The sequence below is a fragment of the Helicobacter pylori genome (genome assembly GCF_003637685.1).
GTDB lineage: Bacteria > Campylobacterota > Campylobacteria > Campylobacterales > Helicobacteraceae > Helicobacter > Helicobacter pylori_CJ.
The window spans coordinates 1-2,055 of record NZ_MVWW01000019.1; the positions used below are offsets into that span (position 1 = coordinate 1).

The 2,055-nt window shown below is 38.2% G+C and carries 1 protein-coding gene; it reads left to right on the forward strand.

Annotated features, from left to right (window positions below):
- Nucleotides 1-95: 95 nt before the first annotated feature.
- Nucleotides 96-2,055: porin family protein (locus tag EAL44_RS07795; RefSeq protein WP_121076567.1), on the forward strand; the 1,960-nt coding region annotated here is incomplete at its 3' end.

The following is a 2,055-nucleotide window of genomic DNA, read 5'->3' on the forward strand; positions in this document are numbered from 1 at the left end:
TAAACCCTTTTAAAACTTTAATTTTTGGAAAAAAATAAACAAACCATTCCCTTAAATTGTATAATAAAAACACTATAAACTAAAAAGAGATAACCATGAGAAAACTATTCATCCCACTTTTATTATTCAGCGCTTTAGAAGCGAATGAGAAAAATGGCTTTTTCATAGAAGCCGGGTTTGAAACTGGGCTATTAGAAGGCACGCAGACACAAGAAAAAAGACACACCACCACAAAAAACACTTACGCGACTTATAATTATTTACCCACAGACACGATTTTAAAAAGAGCGGCTAGCTTATTTACCAATGCTGAAGCGATTTCAAAATTAAAATTCTCATCTTTATCCCCCATTAGAGTGCTGTATATGTATAATGGTCAATTAACTATAGAAAATTTCTTACCTTATAATTTAAGCAATGTGAAGCTTAGTTTTACAGACGCTCAAGGCAATGTGATCGATCTAGGGGTGATAGAGACTATCCCCAAACACTCTAAGATTGTTTTACCCGGGGAGGCATTTGATAGCCTAAAAATTGACCCCTATACTTTATTTCTTCCAAAAATTGAAGCCACTAGCACTTCTATTTCTGACGCTAACACGCAAAGGGTGTTTGAAACGCTCAATAAGATTAAGACAAATTTGGTCGTAAATTATAGGAATGAAAACAAATTTAAAGATCACGAAAACCATTGGGAAGCTTTCACCCCACAAACCGCAGAAGAATTCACTAATTTAATGTTGAACATGATCGCTGTCTTAGACTCCCAATCTTGGGGCGATGCGATTTTAAACGCTCCTTTTGAATTCACTAATAAAGGTGGAGGAGAGGAATGCGATACCAGCAAAGAGAATGATTGTGTGAATCCTGGGACAAACGGGCTTGTCAATTCTCAAAATAAAAGTTATGTGTTAAACAAACAAGACATTGTCAATAAATTTAGAAACAAAGCGGATCTTGATGTAGTTATTCTAAAGGATTCAGGGGTTGTAGGGCTTGGGAGTGATATTACCCCTAGCAACAATGATGATGGCAAGCATTATGGCCAGTTAGGGGTAGTGGCTTCTGCTCTAGATCCTAAAAAGTTGTTTGGCAACGACCTTAAGACTATCAATTTGGCTGATTTAAGAACCATCTTGCATGAATTCAGCCACACTAAAGGCTATGGGCATAATGGGAACATGACCTATCAAAGAGTGCCAACCGGTCAAAATGAAAATGGCAAGCCAAAAGATTCTGATGGCCTCCCCTATAATGTGTGTTCGCTTTATGGGGGTTCTAATCAGAGCGCTTTCCCTAGCAACTACCCTAATTCCATCTATCACAATTGCGCGGATGTCCCCGCTGGCTTTTTAGGGGTAACAGCAGCGGTTTGGCAGCAGCTTATCAATCAAAACGCTTTACCCATCAATTACGCTAATTTGAGCGCTCAAACGAACTACAATCTAAACGCTAGTTTGAACACGCAAGATTTAGCCAATTCCATGCTCAGCACCATTCAAAAAACCTTTGTCACTTCTAGCGTTACCAACCACTATTTTTCAAGCGCTTCACAGAGTTTTAGAAGCCCTATTTTAGGGGTTAACGCTAAAATAGGCTATCAAAACTACTTCAATGATTTCATAGGATTAGCTTATTATGGCATCATCAAATACAATTACGCTAAAGCCCTTAATCAAAAAGTCCAGCAATTAAGCTATGGTGGGGGGATAGATTTGTTGGTGGATTTCATCACCACTTACTCCAATAAAAATAGCCCTATAGGCATTCAAACGAGGAAGAATTTTTCTTCATCTTTTGGTATCTTTGGGGGGTTAAGGGGCTTGTATAACAGCTATTATGTGTTAAACAAGGTCAAAGGAAGCGGTAATTTAGATGTGGCTACCGGGTTGAATTACCGCTATAAGCATTCTAAATATTCTGTAGGGATTAGCATCCCTTTAATCCAAAGAAAAGCTAGCGTCGTTTCTAGTGGTAGCGATTACACGAACTCTTTTGTTTTCAATGAAGGGGCTAGCCATTTTAAGGTGTTTTTTAATTACGGGTGGGTGTTTT